Genomic DNA, 21027 nt, shown 5'->3' on the forward strand with positions numbered 1-21027 from the left:
GCATTGTCGGGAGGCCAATTAGTCTCTTCAATATCGCAATATCAATGTTCACTTGCGCAACTATGCAAGCAACGAAACCGAAGAGCCGCGCGCTGCTCGGGCAGCTCAGCGACATGGACCTCCGCCTGCTGCGGGTCTTCAAGGGCGTCGTGCAGTGCGGCGGGATGGCGGCGGCCGAACTGGAACTGAATATCGGCATCTCGACGATCAGCCGGCACGTGAAGGATCTCGAAACGCGCGTCGGCCTCGTGCTGTGCCGGCGCGGCCGCGCCGGCTTCACGCTGACGCCCGAGGGGCAGACCGTGTACGAGGAGACGCTGCGGCTGCTCGCGTCGATGGAGGCCTTTCGCAGCAGGATAGACGGTATTCACGACCGGATGGGCGGAGAATTGCACGTCGCGGTGTTCGACAAGACGGCCACCAACCCGAACGCGCGGCTCGGCGACGCGATCCGCCGGTTCGCGGACGAGGCGCCCGACGTCGCACTGAACCTGCATGTGGCGTCGATCAACGAGGTCGAACGCGGGATCATCGACGGCAGCTACCAGGTCGGGATCATTCCCGCGCACCGCAACTCGGGCAGCCTCGTGTATGCGGAACTGTTCGACGAACGGATGCTGCTGTACTGCGGCCGCCAGCATCCGCTCTACGATGCGCCGCACGGCAAGCTCACGTGGACGACGATCCGCAACCATGCGTTCGCCGGGCTCGGCTTCCATTCGCCGAACATGGAACTGAGCCATCGCGCGAAGCTCACGCGCAGCGCGACCGCGTCGGACCAGGAATCGATCGCGACGCTGATCCTGTCCGGCCGCTATCTCGGCTTCCTGCCCGACCATTACGCGGAAAGCTTCGAAAACAAGGGGCTGATGCAGCCGATCGCGCCGCACCGGTTCAACTACCGGTGCCGGTTCGTGAGCCTGCTGCGGCGCTCGCCGCGGCCGTCGCGGGCGGCGCTGCTGTTCCAGTCGTGTCTGGAAGCCGCGCACGACGTGAAAGCGCGGCCGGGCGGCGACGACGCGTAGCCGGCGCGACGGTCCGCCCCGCGTCGGGCCGCACGGGAACGGCGGCGCGGGCATCGCGTTCAGCGCCGTGCGCCGCACGCGAACCGCCGCCGTTCGGCCGCGCGGTCCGGCTCTGCGATAATGCGGGCTCCCTATTCCGCTCCGCCTCCCGCCATGACGCAGCCGCCCGCCCCGCTCTCCACCGACCTGCCGCCGATCTCGTGCCTGCCCGGCGACGCGCTGCCGTGGCTGCCGATGAGCGCCGACCTGCCGGGGCTCGCGATCAAGTATCTGCACATCAATGCGGTCGAGGACACGCTGACCGCGCTGCTGAAGATGCCGGCCGGAGGCACGCTGCCGCGCCATCGCCACGACGGCGCGGTGTTCGTCCATACGCTGCAGGGCGCGTGGCGCTACCTGGAGTACGACTGGATCGCGCAGGCCGGCTCGACGGTGCTCGAACCGGCCGGCTCGGTGCACACGCCGGAAACGCTCGGCGCGCCGGGCGAGAATGTGATCACGCTCAACGTGATGCGCGGCGATCTCGTGCTGCTCGACGACGACGGCCGCGAGACCGCGCGCGAGAATTGCCGCGTCGCGCTGCTGCGCCAGCGCAAGCATGCGCGTACGGCGCCGGACGATGCTGCGCCGTTTGTCACACGGTAAGACAGCCGGCATCGTCGCGTCACGATCCGCATGGTGCCGGCTCTCGCTAATGCGCGGATGGCCGCCTGCGCACTTCGCCAGCTTCCCCGGCCTACCCGCGCATTACCGAAAACGCCGGAAAAATCGCCGAATATCGTTGGCCAGCAGATCCGGCTCTTCCATCGCAGCAAAATGGCCGCCGCTCGGCATGTCGGTCCACTGCACGACGTCGAACGCCCGTTCGAGCCAGCTGCGCGGCGGGTGGCTGATTTCCTTCGGAAAACGCGCAAACGCGACGGGCACCGCCACGCGCTGCCCGGCCGCGAAGCGCATAGGCTGCAGCCGGTTTTCCCAATACATCTGCATTGACGAGCCGATGCAGCCGGTGAACCAGTAGAGCGAGATTCCGGTCAGCAGCATGTCGTGCGAAAACCGCCGTGCGACGTCGCCGTCGCAATCGCTCCACGTGCGGAATTTCTCGGCGATCCACGCGGCCAGCCCGGCCGGCGAATCGTTGAGCGCGACGGCCAGCGTCTGCGGCTTCGTCATATGCATATGCGCGTATCCGCCTTCCAGCGCGGCCCACTCGCCGCGCTGCGTCACGAAGGCCTGTTCGTCCTCGGTCAGCGGCGAAGCCGCGTCGGTCGGAGGCTCGTAGCTGCCGGGCAGGTAGTTCAGATGGATGCCGTCCACCACCTCGGCATGTCGCGCGCCGAGCGCAATCGACACGCCTGCGCCGAGATCACCGCCTTGCGCGCCGAAGCGTCGATATCCGAGACCGGACATCAACGCCGCCCAGCGGTCGGCGACCTGAAATGCCGACATGCCGGGTGCCGCGGGCGCCGGCGAGAACAGGAAGCCCGGCAGTGACGGCACGACGACGTCGAACGCATCGTCCGGATCGCCGCCGAACGCCGCCGGGTCGCAAAGGCGATCGATCAGCGCGTCGAATTCGAATACGGAGCCCGGCCAGCCGTGCGTGACGACGAGCGGATATGGCCTCGGCCCGACGCCGCGTCGATGGATGAAATGCACGCGCTGCCCGCCTGCGTCTGCGACGAACTGCGGCAGCCGGTTCAGCGCACGCTCCACCGCACGCCAGTCGAAGCGTTCGGCCCAGTACGCGGTCAGTTCGCGCAGCCACGCGCCGTCGACACCCTGCTGCCACGGCCCGGCGGGTGTCAGCATCGGTGCGCGCGTGTCGCGCAGGCGCCGGCGCAGGTCATCAAGCGCGTGATCGGGAATCGCAATGTTGAACGGGGCGGCGTACATCGTGTCTCCTCGCGAAGAATATCGACGAGATTCTGCGCCATTTTTCCGGCCCGCGACGAACGGCTCGCGCCCACGCGTCAGCCTGTTTCCCGCTCGTCCGCCCGCGCATCGCGCCGCATCGCCTGCGGCGGCACGCCGAACCCGCGCACGAACGCCTCGCGCATGTGCCGGCGGTCGCGAAACCCATTCTCCTTCGCGATCACATCGAGCGGATGCCGGCTCTGTTCGATCATCAACCTTGCGGCTTCGAGCCGCAGCCGCTCGATCGCCTTCGCGGGCGACTGCCCCGTTTCGAGCGTGAACACGCGGCTGAACTGCCGCGGGCTCAGGTGGACGGCATCGGCCAGATCCTCGACGCTCAGCGCGCGGCCGAGGTTCTGCCGCGCGTAGTTCAGCGCGTTCTGGATCCGGTCGGATTTCGGCGCGAGATCGAGCATTTCCGAATGCTGCGACTGGCCGCCGGCCCGGCGCTGGTGCATCACGAGCTTGTGCGCGACCGAGCGCGCGGCATCGGCGCCGAGATCCTTTTCCACCATCGCGAGCGCGAGGTCGAGGCCGGCCGTCATCCCGGCCGACGTCCAGATCGGCCCGTCGACGATGTAGATTCGGTCTTCCTCGACGCGAATCTCCGGGTAATGCCGCTGCATGTCGCGGCCGAACGCCCAGTGCGTCGTCGCGCGGCGCTGCGCAAGCAGCCCGGCCTCGGCCAGCACGAACGCGCCCGTGCAGATGCCGGCGATCCGCCGTGCGCGCGCGTTCGTGCGGCGCAGGAACGCGACCACGCCGGCCGGCGACGGCGCGGCAAGCGGATCGTTGACGCCCGCGACGATCCACGTATCGACGGCGATCCGCCCGCGCAGCGCGCGCGTGGCGACCGACAGCCCGAGCGACGAGCGCACGTCGCCGCCGTCGACCGAATAGTTGTCCATCACGTAGAACGGCTCGCCAGCACCCATGTTCGCGTACTCGAACACCGACTGCGCGGCGAGCGCCATGATCTGGAAGCCGTCGCTGATCAGAAAACCGATTCGGCGCATGCGTGCTCTCCAGTCCGGGGGGCGTTTGGCCCGATGTCCTGAATCATACCCATCTACGTCATTTGTGTCGCAGCGATTCGAAGCCAGAATGCATTCACGCCATTCGGCCACCTTCATCGACACGGAGCGACATCATGACTCAAGCACATCGCGGTACCGCACTCATTACCGGCGCCTCGTCGGGCATCGGCGCGATCTACGCGGACCGGCTCGCGCGCCGCGGCTACGACCTGATCCTGGTCGCGCGCAACCGCGACCGGCTGGCCGCCCTCGCCGAGCGCATCACGAACGACACGCGGCGCAGCGTCGAGATTGTCGACGCGGACCTCAACGACCGCGCGGCACTCGCCGCCGTCGAAACGAAGCTGAAGCAGGACGCGAGCATCACGCTGCTCGTGAACAACGCGGGTGTCGGCACGCACGCCCCGCTGCTCGACAGCGACGTCGACGCGATGACGCGAATGATCGACCTGAACGTGACCGCGCTCACGCGCCTCACCTATGCCGCCGTGCCCGGCTTCGTCGCCCGCGGCCGCGGCGCGGTGATCAACATTTCGTCGATCGTCGCGATCTCGCCGGAAACGCTGAACGGCGTGTACGGCGGCAGCAAGGCGTTCGTGCTCGCGTTCAGCCAGTCGCTGCACCACGAGCTCGCCGGCAAGGGCGTGCAGGTGCAGGCCGTGCTGCCCGGCGCGACGGCCACCGATTTCTGGCAGACGGGCGGCCTGCAGCTCGAGCACCTGCCGAAGGAAATCGTGATGCCGGCGCCCGACCTGGTCGACGCGGCGCTGGTCGGCTTCGATCGCGGCGAACTCGTGACGATTCCGTCGCTGCACGCGGCCGACGAATGGGATGCGTACGAGGCCGCGCGCCAGACGATGGCGCCGCACCTGTCGACCGATACGCCGGCGCCGCGCTATGCGGCGGCGCGCTGATTCCCGTTTCCGCTTCTCCCCGATCCGATCAGACAAATGGAGCACGCATCATGAAACTCAGCGGCAATACCGTCTTCATCACCGGCGGCACCTCCGGCATCGGCCGCGCGCTCGCGATCGCGCTCGAGCGGCGTGGCAACAAGGTGATCGTCGCCGGCCGGCGCAAGGCGCTGCTCGACGAGATAGCAAAGCTGCACCCGAATATCGACACGGTCGAGCTCGATGTCGGCGACGGCGCGCAGATTCGCGCGGTCGCCGCCCGATTGATCGACCGCTATCCGGCGCTGAACGTCGTGATCAACAACGCGGGCATCATGCCGTTCGACGACGCGGGCGGCCCGCTCGACGACGCACAGGCCGTCCGCCTCGTCGATACCAACCTGCTCGGCCCCGTGCGCGTCAGCGCGGCATTCGTCGAGCACCTGAAGCGGCAACCCGACGCGACGATCATCAACAACAGCTCGGTGCTCGCGTATGTGCCGCTCGCGTCGACGGCGCTCTATTCGGCAACGAAGGCCGCGATTCACTCCTACACGCTGTCGCAGCGCTTCGCGCTGCGCGACACCGGCGTGCGCGTGCTCGAAATCGCACCGCCGTGGGTCGACACCGATCTCGTGCACAAGAGCGGCGACCCGCGCGCGATGCCGGTCGACGCGTTCGTCGCCGAAACGCTGGCGCTGCTCGAAACCGCGACGACGGAGGTCGTCGTCGAGGCGGCCAGGCCATTGCGCGACAACGCCGGGCCGAACGAGCACGCATTCGTCGAACAATTCAACCAGTTCATCGTCGACAACCCGATTCCCGTCGAATGACGTCGTCCGGGAACCCCGTCATCGGAGCACACATCATGACGACCGCACTGGAAGAGAAAAACACGACCTTCGTCCTCGAAGCGCTGGATACGCTGTTCAACCGGAAAGACTACGAGCGCGCCGCGCAATTCCGGGCCGACGATTACGTGCAGCACAGCCGGTACGTTCCGGCTGGCCGCGCGGGGCTGTTCAGCCTCGTCGATTCGATGCCCGACCTGCGTTTCGAATCCGACAGGATCTCCGCCAACGGCGACTTCGTGTGGGTGCACAGCCGGTACACGAACTCGGCAAGCCCCGTCGCGCTGATCGCCGTCGAGATCCTGCGGATCGAGGGCGGCAAGCTGGTCGAGCACTGGGACGTGCTGCAAGACGAGGCGACGCGCGCCGAATCGGCCGGCGGCCATCCGATGTTCGGCGACGCATTTCCGGACGCGGGTTGATGCGGTCGTTCGTCTGACGAAAAGCCCGGCGCCGGCGCGTCGGGATGCCGCCGGGGATTCATTCCCCCAGCGGCACCAATAGGCGCCGTCGAACGCCGATTCCCGCCCGCTTGCCAGGTATTTTTCGCAACAGTAAGCTCTACCGCTGCAGTTTCCGAAGCAGCGCCATATCGGGCGCAATCCGTCCGATCATCCGGGCAATCGACCGTTGCGGAATTCGACCATGCGGCTTCGTAGGTTCACCACCGAGACCGGCAGCGTGCCTGTCTCACCGCCTGTCTCACCGCCTGTTTCCCCGCGCGTATCGGCGGGCCATTCGCCGGATCTTCCGCCACTCCCCGAACTCGAAACCGTATGCCGCGTGGCACGCGCGCATTTCGGCACGGCCGGCGCGTTCGTCGTGCGCGCGCAAGCCGGCGCGCAATGCTTGCTGGCGTCCGACGGGACGCTCCCCGAAACGCTTCCGCCGGATACCCTCCCGCCAGGCGTCGAGCGAGATTCGCCTGTCGGCAGACGACTCGTCGTGCCCGACGTGGGCAACGGCCCGTTTCACACGCCGCAGGTCGTCGCAGCCTGCGAACTGGCCGCGCCTGACGGCACCGCGCTCGGCACGCTATGCCTTGCCAGTTGCACGGGCCTGGCACTCGACGCCACCCGGCGCGCATTCCTGCACGACCTCGCGTCGCTCGCGGAACGTGCATTCGCCCGCGCCATCGCGGAAGCCGCGTTGCGCGAACGGCTCGGCATCGTCGAGGAGCACAGCACGCTGACGACGCTCGCGCTGACCGAAAGCGGCACCGGCGTGTGGGATCGCAACGTGGAAACCGGCGAGATCCATTACTCGCCGACCTGGAAGGCGATGCTCGGCTACGCGCCGCACGAGCTGAGCTGCCGGATCGAGGACGCGTACGAACGGCTGCATCCGGACGATGCCGACGACGTGAAGACGGCCATGCTCGCGCACTTCGAGCGCCGGACCGACAGCTACGAGGTCGAGCACCGCATCCGCTGCAAGGACGGCACGTACAAGTGGATCCGCAGCCGCGGCAAGGTGATCAGCCGCGACGGCAACGGCCGCGCGCTGCGCATGGTCGGCACGACCACCGACATCACGGCGCTGCGCGAGCTTGCCGCCCGGCTGCGCGACTCGGCCGCGCTCGTTACGGATCTCACCGACCAGGTTCCCGGGCTCGTATTCCAGCTACGGCAGGCGGCCGACGGGCGCCGCACCTTTACCTATGCGAGTGCGGGTATCAGCGACATCTACGAACTCACGCCCGAGCAGATCGCCCGCAACGCGGAGGCGGTCGAGACGCGGATCCATCCGGCCGACCTGATCGCGTATCGGCAATCGCTGCATGAATCGTCCGCAAGACTGACGCCGTGGCGCCTCGAATATCGCGTGCTGCTGCCCGGCCAGGGACTGCGTTGGCGCGAAGGCGATGCGCGCCCGCAACGCATGGCCGACGGCGGCACCGTGTGGCACGGCTTCATCACCGATGCGACCGAGCGCAAGCGCATCGAGGCCGAACTGCAGCGGATGGCGACGACCGACCATTTGACGCAACTGTCGAACCGCCACGCGTTCATGCGGCAAAGCGAAGCCGCACTGCGCGGCGTGCGCGCGACCGGCCGGGCCGCCGCGGTGCTGATGCTCGATCTCGATCACTTCAAGGCGCTGAACGACCGCTGGGGCCATCCGCTCGGCGACCGCGCACTCCGGCATTTCGCGCGGCTGCTGCTCGCGGAAACCGGGCCGGACGGCATCGTCGGCCGGATCGGCGGCGAGGAATTCGCGATCGTGCTGCCGGGCTCGGATCTCGACACGGCGATTGCGTTTGCGCGGCGCCTGCAGCAACGCGCGATGCTGGCGCGGCTCATGCATGAGGATCAGCAGGTCGAGCTGACCGTCAGCATCGGCATCGACGCGATGCGCGAGTCCGACTTCGGCGCGTACCAGGCGCTGTCGCGCGCCGACAAGGCGCTCTATCTCGCGAAGGATCGCGGCCGCAACCGGATCGAGGTGTATCAGGCGTAATCGAAGCGGTACGGGCCACCCGCGCCGAACCCGACGGCGACAACACCAGCCGCGCGATCGCCCGACCTCACTCTCGACGCTGCGCGCCCGCGTCGCCGCGCGGCACGCCCAGCAACATCGCGACCGCGCACGCGGCCAGCAGCGCCGCGATCATCAGCATCGCCGGATCCATGCTGCCGGTACGCGTGCGGATCAGCCCGACGATCCACGGCGTGATCATCCCGCTCGACACGCCGATGCTGCTGATCAGCGCGATCCCGCCCGCCGCGCCGGCGCCCGAGAAATACGCGGACGGCACGGCCCAGAACACCGGATGCGCAGCGAAGATCAGCAGCGCCGCGACCGACAGCAACGCCATCATCGCGACGATGCTCGGCAGGTGCAGCGTCAGCAGCACGAGCGCCGCCGCGCCGCCGAACGCGCACGCGGCGAAATGCCGGCGCCGTTCGCGCTTGCGGTCCGAGCGCCGCGCGATCGCGATCAGGCCGGCCGCGCCGATCGCGTTCGGCACGATCGACAGCAGGCTGATCTGCACGACGTCGTGAATGCCGAATTCGCGGATCATCAGCGGCATCCAGAACAGCAGCATCAGCAGCGCGGTGGTCAGCGAAAAATAGATGAACGCGAACAGGTATGTGCGCGGTTCGGCCAGCACCTGCCGCAGCGAACGCGGCGCATGCGCGCCGGCACCGGCGTGGTCGGCGGCCAGGTCGGCCGCGAGCCGCTGGCGGTCGGCGTCGGACAGCCAGCGTGCGTGCTCCGGACGATCGCACAGCCAGAACCACGCGATCACGCCGAGCAGGATCGCGGGCGCGCCCTCGATCGCGAACATCCATTGCCAGCCGTGCAGCCCGAGCACGCCCGACATCCCGCGCATCAGCCAGCCCGACAGCAGCCCGCCGACCATCCCGGCCACCGCGACGCCCGCATAGAAGATCGACAGCACCGACGCGCGCCGCCGCGCCGGATACCAGTACGTCAGGTAGAACACCACGCCCGGGAAGAATCCGGCCTCGAACAGCCCGAGCAGGAAGCGCAGCACGTAGAAATGCTTCGCGCTGTCGACGGTAATCATCGCGACCGACACCGCGCCCCACAGGATCATGATCCGCGCGAACGTGCGGCGCGCGCCGAAGCGGCGCAGCAGCGCGTTGCTCGGCACCTCGAACAGCACGTAGCCGACGAAGAACAGCACCGCGCCGAGGCTGTACATCGCGTCGGTCAGGCCGAGATCCTGCCGCATCTGCAACTGCGCGAAGCCGATGTTGCTGCGATCGAGGATCGACACGATGTAGCAGATGAACAGGAACGGCACGATCCGCATGCCGATGCGGCGGTACAGTGCGTCGTCGTCCGTCGAGCCGGCACCGGACGCGGGGGCGCGCGCGGCGTCCGCTTGAAGAGGGGCTGACATCGATCGTCTCCTCGATGGATTCGGATGCGGGACGCTCACGAGGTACCGGCCGCCGCCGCCCGCGGGCAGCGGCCGGCCGTCGTTCAGCCGCGCTGCGCGGCTTCGCCCTTCACGCCGAGCATCAGCGCGACGCCGCTGGCAACCAGCAGTGCCGCCAGCAGGTACACGGCGAGATCCATGCTGCCCGTGCGCGTGCGAATGATCCCGATCACCCACGGGCTGACGATGCCGCTCGTGATCCCGATGCTGCTGATCAGCGCGATCCCGGCCGCGGCCGCGTTGCCCGACAGGTAGCGGGTCGGCACGGCCCAGAAGATCGGCAGCGCGGCAAAGATCAGCGTCGCCGCGATCGACAGGCACGCGAGCATCGCCGCGAAGCTGTGCAGGTGCAGCGTCAGCGCCGCGAGCGCGAGCCCGCCGCCGATCGTGCAGCACGCGAAATGCTTGCGGCGCTCGCCGGTGCGGTCCGAACGGCGCGCGATCAGGATCAGCCCGACCGCGCCGACAGCATTCGGCACGACCGTGTACAGGCTCACGGCGACGACGTCGGTCACGCCGAAGTCGCGGATCATCAGCGGCATCCAGAAATTGAGCGTCAGCGATGCGCAGGTCAGCGAGAAATAAATGAACGCGAACAGGTACACGCGCGGGTTCGCGAGCGCGGCCGCCAGGCTGCGCCCGTCGTGCGCGCCGCCGTGTCCGCGGCCGTCCGCGCACAGCGCGGCGACGCGCGCCTTTTCATCGGACGTGAGCCAGGCGGCGTCCTGCGGCCGGTCGACGAGGAACGTGAACGCGGCAAACGCGAGCAGGATCGCCGGTGCGCCTTCGATCGCGAACATCCATTGCCAGCCGTGCAGCCCGAGCACGCCGCTCATGTCGCGCATGATCCAGCCCGACATCAGGCCGCCGAGCACGCCTGCCACCGCGACGCCCGCGAAGAACACCGAGATCGCGGCCGCGCGCCGGTTCGCGGGGAACCACCAGGTCAGGTACAGCACGATGCCGGGGAAGAAACCGGCTTCGAACACGCCGAGCAGGAAGCGCAGCACGTAGAAATGCGACGGCTGCGACACGAACATCATCCCGGTCGACGCGATGCCCCACAGCAGCATGATCCGCGTGAACGTACGACGCGCGCCGAAACGCGCTAGCAGCAGGTTGCTCGGTACTTCGCAGAACACGTAGCCGACGTAGAACACCGCGGCGCCGAGGCCGTACATCGCATCGCTGAAGCCGAGATCGTGCTTCATCTGCAACTGCGCGAAGCCGATGTTGATGCGGTCGAGGAACGACACGACGTAGCAGAGGAACAGGAACGGGACGATCCGCCACGCGATCTTGCGGAACAGCAGCGCGTCGCCGGATTCGGACGTCGATGAGGATACCGAAGCGCTCGCGTGCGCGAGCGTCGCTTCGGCGGGAAGCGATTGGGGCATGTCTCTCTCCAAACGGGCCGCGCGATTCGAGCGCGCGGCAGTCTCCGAGGGCGTGCATGCGCCCTGCTTTCTTGTGAGACCGGATATGGCTGCGGGAACCGCGGCGCAACGCCGCCGCGAAACCCGCAGCCCTCAGGGAAACAGCGACGCGTTCAGACGAACGCCCCGCCGCCGCGTGCCGCTCAGTCCTGCAGCGCGGCCCACATTTCCTTGTCGCGCTGCGCCGTCCAGATGCGCGGATGCTTGATGCCGCTCGCCTCGTCGAACGCGCGCGACACGTCGAACGGCAGACAGTGCTCGTAGATGAACACGTGGCCGAACTTCGGATCCATCGCTTCGCGCGTGAGCGCCATCGACGCCTTCAGGTCGAGATTGCGCTCCACGGCCTTGCGGCCCTGCGCGAGCAGCGTCGTGACGAAATCCTTCGTGTAGTCGAGGCCCTTGTTCACGTCGGCCGGATTCAGCAGCGCGGGGCCGCGGCCCGGCACCAGCTTCTCGGCGCCGAGCGCGCGCAGCGCCTCGAGCGTGGCCGGCCATTGTTCGAGCTGCGCGTCGCCGCAGTAGCACGCGGCGTCGTATTCGACGAGGTCGCCCGAGAACAGCACCTTCTGCGACGGCAGCCAGACGATCGTGTCGCCCTTCGTGTGGCCCGAGCCGACATGCATGATCTTCACTTCGAGCTTGCCGAGGAACAGCGTGATCTCACGCTCGAACACAAGCGTCGGCCAGGTCAGGCCGGGCACCGTCTCGACGCCGGCGAACAGGCGCGGGAAACGCTCGATCTCCGACTTCATGTCGGCCTCGCCGCGCTCGACGATCATCTCGTAGGTGCCGCGGCTCGCGATCACGTGCTGCGCGCCTTCGTCGAAATACGCGGACGCGCCGAGCACGCGCACCGCGTGGTAGTGCGACAGCACCACGTGCTTGATCGGCTTGTCGGTCACGCTGCGGATCTTCGCGATCAGGTCCTGCGCCATCGCGGGCGTCGCGGTCGTGTCGACGATCAGCACGCTGTCGTCGCCGACGATCACGCCCGAGTTCGGGTCGCCCTCGGCGGTGTACGCGTATGCGTTCTCGGACAACTGCGTCCACGTGACTTTCTTCTCTTCCAGATCGGCTTGGGAGGCGAATGCTTTGGCCATGTTGCGTTCCGTGGCTGCGAGCCATGTGTTGAGGGGTGTGAACGGATGATCTTCCTGCATCGATTATTTGTCAATGACAAATCAACTTGCTATTGTCTAATACGGGTAAACCTGCGGGCTAGCGCGACAAATGGCGTCGGATACCATGCGGGGTTTCGTCAACGGAAGATTCATCGCGTGCAGAACCACGAAGTCAGCGCGGACGACGCGCCGCCCAAGGCGCAGCGCGGGATCCAGAGTGTCGAGGTCGGCGGCCGGCTGCTCGACGCGCTCGCGCGCCGGCGCAAGCCGCTCGGCCTGTCGGAGCTGGCTGCGGCAGCCGACCTGTCGACCGCGCAGGCGCACACCTATCTCGTCAGCTTGACGCGGCTCGCGCTCGTGAAGCGCGACGCGATCACCGGCAACTACGAGCCGGGCCCGTTGTCGCTGCGGCTGGGGCTGATGTCGATCGAGCGCCAGCCGGCCTACCGCGCGGCGCTGCCGCACGCGGCGCGGCTCGCGGAAGCGGTGGGCTTGAGCGTCGCGCTGTCGGTGCCGGGCGTGCTCGGCCCGACGATCGTGCGCATCGAGCACGGCGGCTATCCGTTGCACGTGAACCTGCACGTCGGTTCGGTGATGTCGCTCGACACGACGGCGACCGGCCGCGTGTTCCGCGCGTTCGGCGATCCCGCGCAACTCGACGCGATGGCGGCCAGCCAGGCCGGCGCGGGCGATACGCTCGCGGGCGCCGAAGGCACGCAGCCCGCGCCGGATGCCGCAGCGCAACTGGCCGAACTCGACGCGATCCGCGCTCGCGGCATCGAACGCAGCGTCGATCGGCCGAGCCCCGGCGTCAGTGCGATGTGCGTGCCGGTATTCGACACGCACGGGCGCCTGCAGCTCGCGTTGACGGTGATCGGTTCGAGCGGATCGATCGATGTCGGCTGGGACGGCCCGATCGCGACCGCCTTGCGCGATGCGGCGCGGCAGGCTACCGCGTCGCTTGGCGCGGCAGTTTCGGAACCGCCGCCAACCGCCCCCTCGGCGGGCGCACCGCGCATGCCGCCCGCGCTGGCCGACGACGCGAAAGCGCAGCGCGGAATCAACGCGCTCGACAGCACCGGCGAGCTGCTGCTCGCGCTGGTATCGGCGGGCCGTGCGCTGCCGCTGCGCGATCTCGCGGCGGCGGCCGGCATGCCGGCGGCAAAGGCGTTTCCGCATCTCGTCAGCCTGCAGAAGATCGGCCTGCTGAGCCGCGACGACGCCGGCTGCTTCGACGGCGGCCCGCTCGGGCAGGCGCTCGGCCTGATCGCGATGCAACGTGTGTCGCCGACGCGCGACGCGGAAGCCGAGATCGTCGCGCTGGCCGGCGCGACCGACATGAGCGTGGCCGCGGCGACGCTCGGGCCGCTCGGCCCGACCGTGATCCGCCTCGAGGAATCGGCACGGCCGCAGCACGTGAGCCTGCAGGTCGGCACCGTGATGTCGCTCGTCAATACGGCGATCGGGCGGATCTTCGCGGCCGGCATGTCCGACGACGTGCTGGCCGACCTGCTCGCCAACGAGCCCGTGCGCCTCGCGGGCGGCGGCCCCGCGCAGGCCGACGATGCATTCCGCGCGCGGCTCGCGGCGATCCGCGCGGACGAACTCGATTTCGCGTTCGACGCGCCGGTGCCCGGCATCGGGACGGTCGCCGCGCCCGTGTTCGATCACACCGGCAGCATCCGGCTCGTGATCGCGATCATCGGCTCGTCGCGCGGCTTCCCGCGCGGGCCGGACAGCGACCTCGCACAAACGCTGCTCGCCGCGACGCGGCGGCTGTCGTGGCGGTTCGGGTGGATCGGCCGGTAAGCGGCGCATCGCCGCCGTCTTCCGCGTCGCTCGATTCCTCTTCTTTTTCTCCTTGCAAGGCCGTGCTTGTCACGGCCTTGTCGCGTGTGCCCGCTATCCCGTGAGGCGCCAATTCATGTTGCGCAGCAGCAACATAAATTGTCAGTAATTCTCATATAACGAAATGGCATTTCACAAAGCGGTGGCGCTTCGCTATGATTAGGGTTATCCCTAACTCGCCACCTGAATGGGGCTTCGTCATGCAAACGTCTAATATCTCCGATCGTTCCACCCAATCCGCTGGCTGGCTCGCACGTGTTGGCGAGCTGCTTGCAGAAGCCTGGCAGCTCCACCTCGAGAACTGCGAAGTCATCGCCGAAGCACACGCGCGCCTTCCGCGCTGAACGGAATGGCTGGCCGCCAGTCGGCGGCGCGACAACCTGCCTGATCCGCTTGCCGGGACGCGCGCTCCAAGGCCGCTGCGTCCGGCATCGGAATACCGCGCAGGTCGTGTGGAAACGGGCCGAGCTTGTTCCGGCCGAATGCGCTCCCCGCGTCGGCAGTGTGTCAAGGTCGCGTTGAGGTCCGGCGCCGATCAGTATCGGCGCGGTTTTGTCTGCAGGTTGCCCGGACGGGCTACCGTTATCCGGTCGGCGCGCGATTGCGCCGGATCGTTGCGGACGGAAGATTCATCCGTTTTGTCCACCCGCGTACGGTTCCACGCCGAACGCCTTCCCTGGCGGCCGATCGCCGGATTTCTCCGCGCCATCGCGCAGTTGCATGCGCTGTCGGTTCAACGACGGCCGCGCCCCCCCCCTTCCCCCCTCACACCTGGATCGAGGGCACATCCTTCATGCAGCGCAACGCGAACATCGAGCGGCTGTGGCGGATGCTCGAGATCCTGTACAGCTTTTCGCGCAGGAACCGCTCGTAGCCGGCCGTGCCGTCCACCGCGACCTTGATCCAGTAGTCGTATTCTCCCGACACCAGATATGCCTCGAGCACTTCCGGCAGCGCGGCCAGTTCCGCGCCGAAACGCGCGAGCGCGTCGTCCTCGTGGCGATCGAGCGTGACTTCGAGGATCACGATGTCCGCGTAGCCGAGCATGCGCTGGTTGACCAGTGCGACGTAACCGTCGATGTAGCCGTCAACTTCGAGCTGCCGCGTGCGGTTCCAGCATGCGGTCGTCGACATGCCGATCTGTTCGGCCAGTTCGGCATTCGACAGCCTCGCATTTTTCTGCAATGCACCAAGGATCTTGCGGTCCTGATTGTCGAGCGTTTTAGGCGTGCGTTCGCGGGTTGCCATGACGAGAAGAATCTTCTACTGAAAATCGGCATTCTATCTGAACAGGATTCAGGTTTCGGGCCCGTTTTGCTGGAAAACAGGAAGCCTTTTAACCGGCCCGCTTGATACATTTTCACCATGCCTGTTGCCCGGCACGCTCCCAGCGACAACCCCTTCGCACCGGGACGCACGGCCGCAATCACGAGTTGCGGTGCCGGACAAGCAGGCATGCGATTCCCCGCCGCCCGCACGCCTATCCGATCGCGTGCGGAGCCGGTGCCTGCGTCCCCGTTCTTGCACTTCCCGTCATGTCGTTCAGGCTTTATCTGTCGTTCCTCGCTGCTTCCGTCGTTCTCATCTACGCGCCAGGCCCCGTCAACCTGCTCACGATGCACCACGCGCTGCGCGCCGGCTGGCGTCGTGCGCTGCCGTGCGTGTGGGGCGGCACGCTCGCCGTGCTGCTTCAACTCGCGCTGACCGCGCTGTGCCTGAATTCGCTGGTTCATATCGACGAACACGCGCTCACCGTGTTGCGCTGGGCCGGCGCCGCGTATCTCGTATGGCTCGGCGGCAAGCAATGGCTCGGCCGCGCGCCGGCGAACGCGCCCATGGCTTCGGCAGATGCCGCAGCCAGCGCGGGAGCCGGAGCCGGAGCCGGAGCCGGAGCCGCGATCGTCTCGCAGGACACCGACACCGGACGCGCGCTGTTCTGGCGCGGCGTCGCGACGTCGGGCCTGAATCCGAAGACGCTGCTGTTCTTCCCGTCATTCTTTCCGCAGTTCATCAGCCCGAACGCCGACTGGAGCCTGAACCTTCAATACCTGCTGCTCGCCGCGACGTTCGCGCTGCTGTTCGCGGGCGGCGTCGCGTCGATGGCACTGTTCTCGCACCGGCTGAGCCGCGCGTTGCAGCGGCCGGCGCGGATGCGCGCGATGAACCGCGTGACGGGCGGGCTGCTCGTCGGGATGGGCGCGCTCATGGTCGGCTGGAACTGAGCAAGCAGCGCAACCTCGAACGGCTGCGGCTGCCGAAACCCGACATGGTGTTTTCGCAGCAGCAGCTCGCGGGCGAACTGCTCGCGAGCACGCTCAACGACGAACCGGGCGACAAGTCGGTGATCTCGCATCTGGTGTTCGGAACCGCCGATGCCGCCTGCCCCAGTGAGCCGTTGAGCCGTTGAGCCGTTGAGCCGTTGAGCCGCTGAGCCGTTGAGCCGTTGAGCCGTTGAGCCGTTGAGCCGTTGAGCCGTTGAGCCGTTGAGCCGTTGAGCCGCTGAGCCGTTGAGCCGTTGAGCCGTTGAGCCGCTGAGCCGTTGAGCCGTTGAGCCGTTGAGCCGTTGAGCCGTTGAGCCGTTGAGCCGTTGAGCCGTTGAGCCGTTGAGCCGTTGAGCCGTTGAGCCGTTGAGCCGTTGAGCCGTTGAGCCGCTGGCAGTGTGCCCGACAGCGGCCGGCGCCCGGCCGGTACAATCGCGCGATGTCCGAATTGCTCACTTACGGCGGCCTGTTCGCCGTGTCGATGGTCGCCGCGACGCTGTTGCCGCTCCAGTCCGAAGCCGTGCTCGCCGGCCTGCTGCTCGCCGGGCGCGAACCCGTGTGGGCGCTGGTGCTCGTCGCGAGCCTCGGCAACGTCGCCGGCTCCGCGATCAACTGGGCGCTCGGGCGCGGCATCGAGCACTTCCGCGACCGCCGCTGGTTTCCGGTCAAGCCGTCTGCGCTCGCGCGCGCCGAGCGCTGGTATGCGCGCTACGGCCGCTGGTCGCTGCTGCTGAGCTGGGCGCCGGTGATCGGCGATCCGCTGACGATGATCGCCGGCGTGCTGCGCGAGCCGCTGCCGACCTTTCTCGCGATCGTCACGCTCGCGAAGGTCGGCCGCTATCTGGCGGTCGCGTGGCTCGTGACGTACTGACGATACTGACGCGACCTTGCCTCCGCCGACGGCGCCTGCTCGCGCCGCCACCGGCTTCGCACCGCTAAAGAATTCGCCGAAGCTGCCGTATTCCTTACAGTGTGCGGTGACGCGTGCGTTCCGCCCCTCTCCCTCCCCACTCAGGATGCCGTATGAGATTGACCCAATTGGGCCGGGTGAGCGTCGGCGCGCGTCTTGCCGCGCTGGCGTGCGCGCTCGTTGCACTGCTGTTCACCGTTTTCGCGTGGGCGCTCGCCCATTTCGCCAGCCAGCAACTCGCGGACGAGGCGCACGCGCGAATCACCGACAAGGAGCAGTCGATCCGTGCGATGGTCGAGATGTTCGACAAGGCGCTGTCGGCCGAAGCCAGTCGCGCGATGTCGCTGTTCGCGAGTTTCCTGCCGGCCGATTTCTCGCTCGACCCGGCACGCACCGTCGACATCGGCGGCGTCGCCGCGCCCACGCTGTCGGCAGGCGGCCAGCCGCTCGACCTCGACTACTCGATTCCCGATCAGTTCCTGAAGAAAAGCGGCGCGATCGCGACGATCTTCGCGCGCGACGGCGACGATTTCGTGCGCATCACGACGTCGCTGAAGAAGCAGGACGGGGCACGCGCGGTCGGCACGCGCCTCGATCGCGCGAGCCCCGCTTACGCGCCGCTCGCCGCCGGGCGCAGCTACACGGGCCTCGCCAAACTGTTCGGCCGGCAGTACATCACGCAGTACAAGCCGGTCACCGACGCAACCGGCCGCGTGATCGGCGCACTGTTCGTCGGCCTCGACGTCGGCGCCGAGCTGCAAGTCGTCCAGGACGGCATCCGTGCGTTGAAGGTCGGCGAGAACGGCTACTACTTCGTGCTCGACGCTTCGCCGGGCGCATCGCGCGGCACCTTCGTCGTCCATCCCGATGCAGCCGGCCAACGCGCCGACGACGCACGCGCGCCATACACTCAGATGCTCGCGGCCGGCCAGGGCCGGCTCGCGTATACGTCGGCCGACCCGGCCGCGCACGACAGCCAGCCAACCGAGAAATTCGTGTCGTTCACGACGATTCCGCAGTGGCAGTGGCTGGTCGGCGGCATCGCGATCGACGACGAACTGCTGGCCGGCATGCGCACCCTCCGCGACCGCTTCCTGATGATCGCAGCCGTGCTCGTCGCGGCGTTCGCGGCGCTGTTCGTCGTCGTGGTGAGGCGCGTCGTGAGCCGGCCGCTCGACGCGGCGGCACGCGCATCCGAACGCTACGCGGCGGGCGACCTCAGCGTGCGGATCCGCGACGGCAAGACGGCACGCGGCGCCACACGCAACGACGAAATCGGCCGGCTCGTGCAGGCCATCGACGGGATCGGCGACGGCCTGGCGCGGATCGTCGCGCAGGTGCGCAGCGGCTCGGCCGACATCGCACACGGCATGGTCGGCATCGCGGCCGGCAGCGGCGACATCGCCGCGCGGATCGCGGCGCAGGCGAGCAGCGTCGAACAGACGGCGGCCAGCATGGAGCAGATCACGGCCGCCGTGCAGCAGAACGCCGAGCACGCGGCGCAAGCGAATGCGCTGGTCGCGAACGCATCGACCGCCGCGACCGACGGCGACGCGGCGGTGCAGCGCGTGGTCGCGACGATGGACGAAATCGGCCGCGCAACGCGCCGGATCGCCGAAATCACGGGCGTGATCGAAGGCATCGCGTTCCAGACCAACATCCTGGCGCTGAACGCAGCCGTCGAGGCCGCGCGCGCGGGCGAGCACGGCAAGGGCTTCGCGGTGGTCGCGGCCGAAGTGCGCGCGCTCGCGCAGCGCAGTGCGGCCGCGGTCAAGGAAATCGACGCGCTGAGCGCCGAATCGTCCACGACCGTCGAACAGGGTTACCGAATCGCGGACGCGGCGCGCGGCACGATGCGCGACATCGTCGCCCGCGTCGATCAGGTCCGTACGCTGATCGGCGAGATCAGCGCCGCGTCGCGAGAGCAATCGGCCGGCATCGAGCAGGTGAACCAGGCCGTCACGCAGATCGGGGAAGCCACGCAGCAGAACGCGACACTGATCTCGGATGCCGAACGCGCGGCCGTCGCGCTGCGCGACCAGGCCGCGCAACTGTCGGAAGCCGTCAGCGTGTTCCGGCTCGAACGCGACGCATGAGCGTCGACCGGCGGCGGCCGACGGCCGCTCGCCGCCTACTTCTTGTCGCCCGCCAGGTCGATCGCCTTGTCCGATCCGACCGCATTGCGCAGCTGGAACTTCTGGATCTTGCCGGTCGACGTCTTCGGCAGCTCGCCGAAGCGCACGACCTTCGGCACCTTGAAGCCCGCGAGCAGTTGCCGGCAGTGCGCGACGATCTGCTCCTCGGTCGCGCGTGCGCCTTCGCGCAGCTCGACGAACGCGCACGGCACCTCGCCCCATTTCGGGTCGGGCATTGCTACGACGGCCGCAACGGCGACGGCCGGATGCCGGTACAGCGCGTCCTCGACCTCGATGCTCGAGATGTTCTCGCCGCCCGAGATGATGATGTCCTTGCGGCGATCCTTGATGCGGATATAGCCGTCCGGCGTCAGCACGCCGAGATCGCCGGTATGGAACCAGCCGCCGTGGAACGCCTCGTCGGTCGCATGCGGGTTCTTCAGGTAGCCCTTCATGCAGATGTTGCCGCGGAACATGATCTCGCCGAGCGTCTCGCCGTCGGCCGGCACCGGCACCATCGTGTCGGGATCGAGCACCGTCGCGCCCGCTTCGAGGTGGTAGCGCACGCCCTGGCGCGCATTGAGCCGCGCGCGCTCTTCATCGGGCAGCGCTTCCCAGTGCGACTGCTTCGCGCACACGGTCGCGGGGCCGTAGACCTCGGTCAGCCCGTACACGTGCAGCAAGTCGAAACCGATCTCCTTCATCTTCGCGATCACCGCCGGCGCGGGCGCCGCGCCCGCGACCATCGCGTGCACCGTGTGGTCGATCCATTCGCGGAATTCGGCCGGCGCGTTCGCGATCGCGCTCTGCACGATCGGCGCGCCGCAATAGTGCGTGATGCGTTCGCGGCGAATCAGGTCGAACACGGTCTTCGCGTCGAACTTGCGCAGGCACACGTTCACGCCCGCGCGCGCCGCGACGGCCCAAGGGAAGCACCAGCCGTTGCAGTGGAACATCGGCAGCGTCCACAGATACACCGCGTGCTTCGGCATGTCCCATTCGAGGATGTTGCTGATCGCCGCCAGATACGCGCCGCGATGGTGGTAGACCACGCCCTTCGGGTCGCCGGTCGTGCCGGACGTGTAATTCAGCGCGATCGCGTCCCATTCGTCGGCGGGCGGCGTCCATGCGTAGTCGGCATCGCCGCTTGCGACGAACGCGTCATAGTCGGTCGCGCCCGCGAAACGCTCGGGATCGGCCGGCATCGCATCGGCGACGCTGACGATCTTCAGGCCCGGCACCTCGAGCGCCGCGCGCTGCGCGAGCTCCGCGTATTCGGTGTCGACGATCAGCACCTTCGCCTCGCCGTGACGCAGCATGAAGATCACCGACGGCACGTCGAGCCGCGTGTTGATCGTGTTCAGCACCGCGCCGGCCATCGGCACGCCGAAGTGCGCCTCGACCATCGCAGGGATGTTCGGCAGCAGCGCCGCGACGGTGTCGCCGCGGCCGACGCCGGCCTGCGCGAGCGCACTCGCCAGCTGCTTCGCGCGCGTATAGGTCTCGCCCCACGTTTGCCGCACGTCGCCGTGCACGATCGCGAGGCGCTCGCCGTAGACTTCCGCCGTCCGGACCAGGAAGTCGATCGGGGTGAGCGGCACGTAATTGGCATCGCGGCGGCCGAGCCCGGCCTCGAACATCTGCGTCATGATCCTGTCTCCCGTGTTCTGTCGACCG

The 21027-nt window shown here is 68.0% G+C and carries 17 protein-coding genes and 1 pseudogene; 11 read left to right on the forward strand and 7 right to left on the reverse strand.

Annotated features, from left to right (window positions below; all coding sequences use genetic code 11):
- The first annotated feature begins 62 nt into the window (after nt 1–62).
- Together DM992_RS18690 and DM992_RS18695 are read left to right on the forward strand one after the other, a co-directional pair.
- Nucleotides 63–1025: a LysR family transcriptional regulator gene (locus DM992_RS18690; protein WP_111018116.1), complete on the forward strand. Its 963-nt coding sequence runs from the start codon at nt 63–65 to the stop codon at nt 1023–1025.
- Between the two features lie 153 nt (nt 1026–1178).
- Entirely contained in the window at nt 1179–1670 is a 492-nt protein-coding gene (locus DM992_RS18695; protein WP_111018117.1) for a 2,4'-dihydroxyacetophenone dioxygenase family protein, read from the forward strand.
- A 102-nt stretch (nt 1671–1772) separates the two neighbouring features.
- Here the strand turns inward: DM992_RS18695 and DM992_RS18700 are convergent, their stop codons facing one another.
- Complete coding sequence (locus tag DM992_RS18700; protein ID WP_111018118.1) at nt 1773–2921, reverse strand: epoxide hydrolase family protein; 1149 nt, start codon at nt 2919–2921, stop codon at nt 1773–1775.
- Nucleotides 2922–2998: 77 nt separating this feature from the next.
- Complete coding sequence (locus tag DM992_RS18705) at nt 2999–3958, reverse strand: GlxA family transcriptional regulator (protein ID WP_111018119.1); 960 nt, start codon at nt 3956–3958, stop codon at nt 2999–3001.
- Between the two features lie 134 nt (nt 3959–4092).
- Between DM992_RS18705 and DM992_RS18710 the strand changes: the two genes are divergently transcribed.
- The 4 genes from DM992_RS18710 to DM992_RS18725 all read left to right on the forward strand — a co-directional run bounded on the left by DM992_RS18710 (nt 4093) and on the right by DM992_RS18725 (nt 8183).
- Nucleotides 4093–4893, forward strand: coding sequence for an SDR family oxidoreductase (locus DM992_RS18710; RefSeq protein ID WP_111018120.1), 801 nt, complete (start codon nt 4093–4095; stop codon nt 4891–4893).
- A gap of 50 nt (nt 4894–4943) precedes the next feature.
- A complete protein-coding gene (locus DM992_RS18715) occupies nt 4944–5705 on the forward strand; it encodes an SDR family NAD(P)-dependent oxidoreductase (RefSeq protein ID WP_111018121.1) in 762 nt (253 codons plus the stop codon).
- A 35-nt stretch (nt 5706–5740) separates the two neighbouring features.
- Entirely contained in the window at nt 5741–6145 is a 405-nt protein-coding gene (locus DM992_RS18720) for a nuclear transport factor 2 family protein (protein WP_111020285.1), read from the forward strand.
- A gap of 361 nt (nt 6146–6506) precedes the next feature.
- The gene (locus tag DM992_RS18725; protein ID WP_343212465.1) at nt 6507–8183 is read left to right on the forward strand and encodes a diguanylate cyclase; all 1677 of its coding nucleotides are present in this window, start codon (nt 6507–6509) and stop codon (nt 8181–8183) included.
- Nucleotides 8184–8250: 67 nt separating this feature from the next.
- Here DM992_RS18725 and DM992_RS18730 read toward each other — a convergent pair whose 3' ends face one another.
- The 3 genes from DM992_RS18730 to DM992_RS18740 all read right to left on the reverse strand — a co-directional run bounded on the left by DM992_RS18730 (nt 8251) and on the right by DM992_RS18740 (nt 12175).
- Entirely contained in the window at nt 8251–9597 is a 1347-nt protein-coding gene (locus DM992_RS18730) for an MFS transporter (RefSeq protein ID WP_111018123.1), read from the reverse strand.
- An 83-nt stretch (nt 9598–9680) separates the two neighbouring features.
- Entirely contained in the window at nt 9681–11033 is a 1353-nt protein-coding gene (locus DM992_RS18735; protein ID WP_111018124.1) for an MFS transporter, read from the reverse strand.
- A gap of 182 nt (nt 11034–11215) precedes the next feature.
- Nucleotides 11216–12175: an MBL fold metallo-hydrolase gene (locus tag DM992_RS18740; protein ID WP_111020286.1), complete on the reverse strand. Its 960-nt coding sequence runs from the start codon at nt 12173–12175 to the stop codon at nt 11216–11218.
- A 177-nt stretch (nt 12176–12352) separates the two neighbouring features.
- On the opposite strand from DM992_RS18740, the gene DM992_RS18745 reads away from it, so the two are divergent.
- Entirely contained in the window at nt 12353–14005 is a 1653-nt protein-coding gene (locus DM992_RS18745) for an IclR family transcriptional regulator C-terminal domain-containing protein (protein WP_111018125.1), read from the forward strand.
- 804 nt (nt 14006–14809) lie between these two features.
- On the opposite strand, the gene DM992_RS18755 is transcribed toward DM992_RS18745, so the two are convergent.
- The gene (locus tag DM992_RS18755; RefSeq protein ID WP_111018127.1) at nt 14810–15292 is read right to left on the reverse strand and encodes an Lrp/AsnC family transcriptional regulator; all 483 of its coding nucleotides are present in this window, start codon (nt 15290–15292) and stop codon (nt 14810–14812) included.
- A gap of 287 nt (nt 15293–15579) precedes the next feature.
- Here DM992_RS18755 and DM992_RS18760 point away from each other — a divergent pair, with 287 nt between their 5' ends.
- The 4 genes and pseudogenes from DM992_RS18760 to DM992_RS18775 all read left to right on the forward strand — a co-directional run bounded on the left by DM992_RS18760 (nt 15580) and on the right by DM992_RS18775 (nt 19311).
- Nucleotides 15580–16266, forward strand: coding sequence for a LysE family translocator (locus DM992_RS18760; RefSeq protein ID WP_111018128.1), 687 nt, complete (start codon nt 15580–15582; stop codon nt 16264–16266).
- Nucleotides 16266–16451: pseudogene (locus tag DM992_RS18765) on the forward strand (hypothetical protein); the annotation flags it as partial. The gene DM992_RS18760 and the pseudogene DM992_RS18765, both read left to right, overlap by 1 nt.
- Before the next feature lie 293 nt (nt 16452–16744).
- The gene (locus DM992_RS18770; RefSeq protein ID WP_072436722.1) at nt 16745–17176 is read left to right on the forward strand and encodes a YqaA family protein; all 432 of its coding nucleotides are present in this window, start codon (nt 16745–16747) and stop codon (nt 17174–17176) included.
- 152 nt (nt 17177–17328) lie between these two features.
- Entirely contained in the window at nt 17329–19311 is a 1983-nt protein-coding gene (locus DM992_RS18775) for a methyl-accepting chemotaxis protein (protein ID WP_111018129.1), read from the forward strand.
- A 35-nt stretch (nt 19312–19346) separates the two neighbouring features.
- Here DM992_RS18775 and DM992_RS18780 read toward each other — a convergent pair whose 3' ends face one another.
- A complete protein-coding gene (locus tag DM992_RS18780; RefSeq protein ID WP_111018130.1) occupies nt 19347–20999 on the reverse strand; it encodes an acyl-CoA synthetase in 1653 nt (550 codons plus the stop codon).
- Nucleotides 21000–21027 lie beyond the last annotated feature (28 nt).

The sequence above is a fragment of the Burkholderia sp. JP2-270 genome (assembly GCF_003233675.1).
Taxonomy (GTDB): domain Bacteria; phylum Pseudomonadota; class Gammaproteobacteria; order Burkholderiales; family Burkholderiaceae; genus Burkholderia; species Burkholderia pyrrocinia_C.

Excerpts from the sequence above, each read along its gene's own strand:
- DM992_RS18690 (WP_111018116.1), top strand. The coding sequence starts at position 63 with ATGCAAGCAACGAAACCGAAGAGCCGCGCGCTGCTCGGGCAGCTCAGC.
- DM992_RS18695 (WP_111018117.1), top strand. The coding sequence starts at position 1,179 with ATGACGCAGCCGCCCGCCCCGCTCTCCACCGACCTGCCGCCGATCTCG.
- DM992_RS18700 (WP_111018118.1), bottom strand. The coding sequence starts at position 2,921 with ATGTACGCCGCCCCGTTCAACATTGCGATTCCCGATCACGCGCTTGAT.
- DM992_RS18705 (WP_111018119.1), bottom strand. The coding sequence starts at position 3,958 with ATGCGCCGAATCGGTTTTCTGATCAGCGACGGCTTCCAGATCATGGCG.
- DM992_RS18710 (WP_111018120.1), top strand. The coding sequence starts at position 4,093 with ATGACTCAAGCACATCGCGGTACCGCACTCATTACCGGCGCCTCGTCG.
- DM992_RS18715 (WP_111018121.1), top strand. The coding sequence starts at position 4,944 with ATGAAACTCAGCGGCAATACCGTCTTCATCACCGGCGGCACCTCCGGC.
- DM992_RS18720 (WP_111020285.1), top strand. The coding sequence starts at position 5,741 with ATGACGACCGCACTGGAAGAGAAAAACACGACCTTCGTCCTCGAAGCG.
- DM992_RS18730 (WP_111018123.1), bottom strand. The coding sequence starts at position 9,597 with ATGTCAGCCCCTCTTCAAGCGGACGCCGCGCGCGCCCCCGCGTCCGGT.
- DM992_RS18735 (WP_111018124.1), bottom strand. The coding sequence starts at position 11,033 with ATGCCCCAATCGCTTCCCGCCGAAGCGACGCTCGCGCACGCGAGCGCT.
- DM992_RS18740 (WP_111020286.1), bottom strand. The coding sequence starts at position 12,175 with ATGGCCAAAGCATTCGCCTCCCAAGCCGATCTGGAAGAGAAGAAAGTC.
- DM992_RS18755 (WP_111018127.1), bottom strand. The coding sequence starts at position 15,292 with ATGGCAACCCGCGAACGCACGCCTAAAACGCTCGACAATCAGGACCGC.
- DM992_RS18760 (WP_111018128.1), top strand. The coding sequence starts at position 15,580 with ATGTCGTTCAGGCTTTATCTGTCGTTCCTCGCTGCTTCCGTCGTTCTC.
- DM992_RS18770 (WP_072436722.1), top strand. The coding sequence starts at position 16,745 with ATGTCCGAATTGCTCACTTACGGCGGCCTGTTCGCCGTGTCGATGGTC.
- DM992_RS18775 (WP_111018129.1), top strand. The coding sequence starts at position 17,329 with ATGAGATTGACCCAATTGGGCCGGGTGAGCGTCGGCGCGCGTCTTGCC.
- DM992_RS18780 (WP_111018130.1), bottom strand. The coding sequence starts at position 20,999 with ATGACGCAGATGTTCGAGGCCGGGCTCGGCCGCCGCGATGCCAATTAC.